Annotated in this window: 4 protein-coding genes; 2 read left to right on the top strand and 2 right to left on the bottom strand. The window is 63.7% G+C overall.

The genetic code is table 11. The annotated features are described in order from the left end of the window. Positions 1-771, bottom strand: a 771-nt coding sequence (locus tag AAC023_RS13695) for a GGDEF domain-containing protein (protein ID WP_339741754.1), incomplete at its 3' end; no start/stop codon positions are given. A gap of 422 nt (positions 772-1,193) precedes the next feature. Between AAC023_RS13695 and AAC023_RS13700 the strand changes: the two genes are divergently transcribed. Next, positions 1,194-2,075 (top strand): ion transporter, encoded by an 882-nt coding sequence (locus AAC023_RS13700; RefSeq protein ID WP_339741755.1) that lies wholly within the window; start codon positions 1,194-1,196, stop codon positions 2,073-2,075. Here AAC023_RS13700 and AAC023_RS13705 read toward each other — a convergent pair. Next, positions 1,997-3,982 (bottom strand): PBP1A family penicillin-binding protein, encoded by a 1,986-nt coding sequence (locus tag AAC023_RS13705; protein ID WP_339741756.1) that lies wholly within the window; start codon positions 3,980-3,982, stop codon positions 1,997-1,999. The two genes, AAC023_RS13700 and AAC023_RS13705, sit on opposite strands and share 79 nt — an antisense overlap. Before the next feature lie 91 nt (positions 3,983-4,073). On the opposite strand from AAC023_RS13705, the gene AAC023_RS13710 reads away from it, so the two are divergent. Further along, positions 4,074-4,480, top strand: a 407-nt coding sequence (locus tag AAC023_RS13710; protein ID WP_339741757.1) for a YcgN family cysteine cluster protein, incomplete at its 3' end; no start/stop codon positions are given.

Here is a 4,480-nt window from a genome sequence, read left to right on the forward strand (position 1 = left end):
CAGGACCAGCATGGTGTGTTGATCACGCTTGCGCCGGCCCGCGATCGCCGTCCCGAAGGCATTGAAGAAGCTGAAGCGATTGGCCAGTCCTGTGAGGGAATCATGTTCAGCCATTTCGCGCGTCTGGAGGGTCAGCGCCTCGGCCTTCTCGGCCAGCATTTCCGATTTCGCCGCGAGGGCTTCGGCCCGGTTGCTGTTTTCGTCGGCTTCGAGGCGGGCGGTGGTGGCACGGAAGACGGCGCCGCGCATCAACATCGCCATCCCGACGGCGCTAATCCCTGCGGCCAGGGCCATGAAGAGGTATTCCCCAAGCATTTCGGGCATGTGGATCGCAACAAAGGTCAACATTGCGGCGACGGTGATCAGCATGCTTGGGAGCGTCGATCGCAGGCTGATGGATACCGTCGCAAAAATCGGCATTGCCAGGATGAAATAGGCCAGGTTTTCGGGCTCGAAGTTGAGCGCCATCTGGACCGTGACATTGCCGAGCAAAATCGCATTGCCGGCCAGGCCGTAAAACTCGATCGTGCGCTTGCGGCAGGACGTGCGAGCCAGCCGGTGCATCACACCTGCGGTGACCGCTGAGGCGCTGATCAGCGCCAGCAGGACGGCATAGGTCGATGCCGGGAAGTCCTGGGGGATGACGATATAGGAGACGCTCAGCAAGCCGTAATACAGGCAGAGCGCGAACAGGAAACCACGGACGACCGGACGGAAGGCGATCGCCATTTCCCGCTCGACAGCATCGGCCGGCGGCGCTGGCCGCTCCATTGTCTGGCCGGCAAGCCTGTTGTTCCCACTCGATTTCACGCTCAACCCTCAAACCCACTCGGTGGCAAATAGAAACAGACTTTCCTTAAGACTGGTCTAAGATTGCAGATGTGGTGATCGCAGCCGCCTTGCCGTGATATTCCGGGCTGCCAGGGCGGGTGCCCGGCTTTGTCAGGCTGCCGTCCTCTGGCGGGGTGGATTTGTATTGTGGCTGGGTGAATTTATTTAAAGTACAGCGTGTTATGGCCCATTTCAGGCGTGGTTGGTGGTGCGGAAGTGCGGGCCTCGGGCCACGGCCCGCGCCTGGCTGACGGGGCCTGAAAGGTTCCAGCTGACTGATTTGCGAGCGCATAACAGGCTCAAATCACAGTTGAACTCCGCTCCTGCTGGCGTTACGAGAAGGCCAGCAACGGGGTGGCGCAATGAAATCGACCTCTCAGGGTCTCCGGGCGCGGCTAACCGCCTTCGTCGAAAGTGGCGGCTTCCGGAACTCGATCATGGTGGTGATCATTTTCAACGCCATCACGCTGGGTCTCGACACCCTGCCCTTCGCGGCGCCCTGGTTTGTCCGCTCCCTGCCGCTGATCGACCGCATCGTCGTGATGATCTTCGTCATTGAGCTGAGCCTCAAGCTGATCGCCTACCGGCTGCAGTTTTTCCGCTCCGGCTGGAACTGGTTCGACCTTGTGGTGATCCTGGTCTCGGTCTTGCCGATGGCCGGGAGTTTTTCGGTCTTGCGCTCGCTGCGCGTGCTGCGGACCTTCCGCCTGTTCTCGGTGATGCCGGAAATGCGCAAGGTGGTCGAAGCGCTGCTGCGCGCGATCCCGGGCATGGGGGCGGTGATGGCCGTGCTGGGGCTGACCTTCTATGTCTCCGCCGTGATGGCGACCAAGCTTTATGCCGGCACCAATCCCGAGCGTTTCGGCACGCTGGGCGATACGGCCTTCTCGCTGTTCCAGGTGATGACGCTGGAAGGCTGGGCGACCGACCTGGCCCTGCCGGTGATGGAATACCATCCCTGGGCCTGGCTGTTTTTCCTCGTCTTTATCGTGCTGACCAGTTTCGCCATCCTCAATCTCTTCATCGCCATCATCGTCGACAGCCTGCAGTCGAAGCATTTCGACGCGGAAGAAGAGCGTGATGCCGAGGTCGGCGAGGATGTGATCGAGCTGCAGAGCGAGATCGCTGGTTTGCGCGGCGAGATCGCGCAATTGACGGCGCTGGTTCAGCGCTCCCTGGGATCGCCGGCGGCGGCGGACGGATCCGCCAGCAAGGCGTCGAAGGCATCGGACAGGTCGGAATAGAAGGCGGCCAGCCTTTCCTCGCGTTCCGAGCGTGAGCGCGGCGCCGGGGCGCTGAGCGCGTGCACCGGAATGCCCTGATGCACGGCCGTCATATAGCGCTGCCAGATTGTCGCCGGCAGTCCGCCGCCGGTGACATTGCTCATCGGACTGTCATCATCATTGCCGACCCAGACGCCGGCTGTGTAATCGGCGGTGAAGCCGATGAACCAGGCATCGCGGAAGGACTGGCTGGTGCCGGTCTTGCCGCCGACGGCGCGGCCACCGGCGAGGATGGCGCGGCGTCCGGTGCCCGATAATACCACATCCTGCAGCATGGTGGACATCGGCCGCGCCACGTCCGGCGCCAGCGCCTGCACCGGCGCCGTCTCGGCGTGCTCGTACAACACGTCGCCGCGCGAATTGGTGATGCGCTCGACGAACCAGGGATCAAAGCGCTGGCCATCGCGCGGGAAGACCGAATAGGCCGCCGTCAGTTCGAGCAGATTGACCTCGGCGGCACCCAGCGCAATGGCCGGCAATTCCGGCAGGGTCGAGCGAATGCCCATCCGGTGACCGGTCTCGACAATCCGCCCCAGCCCGACATCGCTGGCGACCTGGGCTGCGACCGTATTGATCGAGCGCCGCAGGGCTTCCTGCAGGGTGACCAGACCGCGATAGCCGCCGGCGAAATTCTGTGGTTCCCAGCCTTCCAGATCGACCGGCTCATCCCAGACGGCGGAGGAGGGGTCGTAACCGGCTTCCAGCGCCGCAGTAAACACGATCGGCTTGAAGGCCGAGCCGGGCTGGCGCTGGGCCTGCAGGGCGCGGTTGAACTGGCTGACGAGATAATCACGCCCGCCGGCAAAGGCGCGGATCGCCCCGTCCGGTGCCAGCAGGACGATCGCCGCCTCGCTGGCATTGACCGCCGCGCCGTCGCTATCGAGCACGCCGGCAATACTGTCGCGCGCCGCCAGGGTCAGCGCCGGGTCGATCGTCGTGCGGATCACCAGATCGGGCACGTCTTCGGGCAGAAGCCGCGCGGCTTCCAGCACCGCATAATCGAACACATAGCCCCAGGTCACCCCGGCCTGGGGATCGAGACTGGCCGGCACGGGCACGCCGGGATTGGCGACCGCCTCGGCGCGCGCTTCCTCGGTAATAAAGCCGGCTGCGAGCATCGCCGCCAGCACTTGTTCGGCGCGCGCCTGGGCGGCGACGAGATTGACGGTCGGATCGAGCCGCGAGGGCGCCTTGGGCAAGGCGGCCAGCATCGCCGCCTCGGCCAGGGTGAGGTCGCTGGCGGGTTTGGAGAAATAGCGATGCGCCGCCGCCTCGACGCCGAAGGCGCGGGCGCCGAGATAGATGCGGTTGAGATAGAGTTCGAGGATTTCCGTCTTGGTGAGATTGTCCTCCAGCGCCCAGGCGAGGCGGATCTCCTGCAGCTTGCGCCGCAAGAGCCGGTCCGGCGTCAGCATCAGATTCTTGACCAGCTGCATGGTGATGGTCGAGCCGCCCTGCACCGAGCGTCCGGCGCGCAGATTGGTCCACAGCGCCCGCGCGACGCCGCGATAATCCACCCCGCCATGCTCGTAAAAACGCTGGTCCTCGATCGCCAGGAAGGCCTGCGGCACATAAGCCGGCAGCGCATCGAGCGAGATGGCGCGCGCATAGAGCGGTCCGCGCACGGCGAGCACATCGCCATGGGTGTCGAGCACGGTGACCGATGGCTCCAGCCGCACCGACCATAATTCCGCTGCCGAGCCCGGTGCCGGTGGCAAATCATGGAAGGCCCAGTCCCACACCATGAGCGCCGCGATCAGCATGCCGAGCAGGCTGACACCGGTGACGCTGGCGCCAATGATCAGCGTGCGCCGCTGTCTCTGTTCGCGTTCCATCATGTGATCGGCGCGATACGGCTCGTTGAACATGCTATAGCCACCCAAAACCCAGACCTGCCGTAACACGCCGGCCTGCTGCAATCCTAGGCCCCGGAAACTGGGCCAAATTCAGGCGACAGACATGACACAGCCTTTCTGGAAAACGAAAACATTGTCACAATTGAGCAAGCCGGAATGGGAATCCCTGTGCGATGGCTGCGGCAAATGCTGCCTGATCCAGCTCGAAGACGAGGATTCAGGCCTGCGCCTGCACACCGACGTCACCTGCCGCCTGTTCAACGCCGACACCTGCCGCTGCGGCGATTACACCAACCGCAAACAGCGCGTCCCCGACTGCGTCATCCTGACCCCGAAAAACGTCACCGAACTGGAATGGATGCCGCAAACCTGCGCCTACCGCCTGATCGGCGAGGGCAAGGACCTCTATGACTGGCACCCGCTGGTGTCGGGCGATCCGATGAGCGTCCACAAGGCCGGCATGTCGATCCGCAACCAGGTGATTTCCGAGGATGAGGTTGATCCGGAGGA

Origin of the sequence: uncultured Maricaulis sp., from assembly GCF_963976135.1 — a bacterium.
GTDB lineage: Bacteria > Pseudomonadota > Alphaproteobacteria > Caulobacterales > Maricaulaceae > Maricaulis.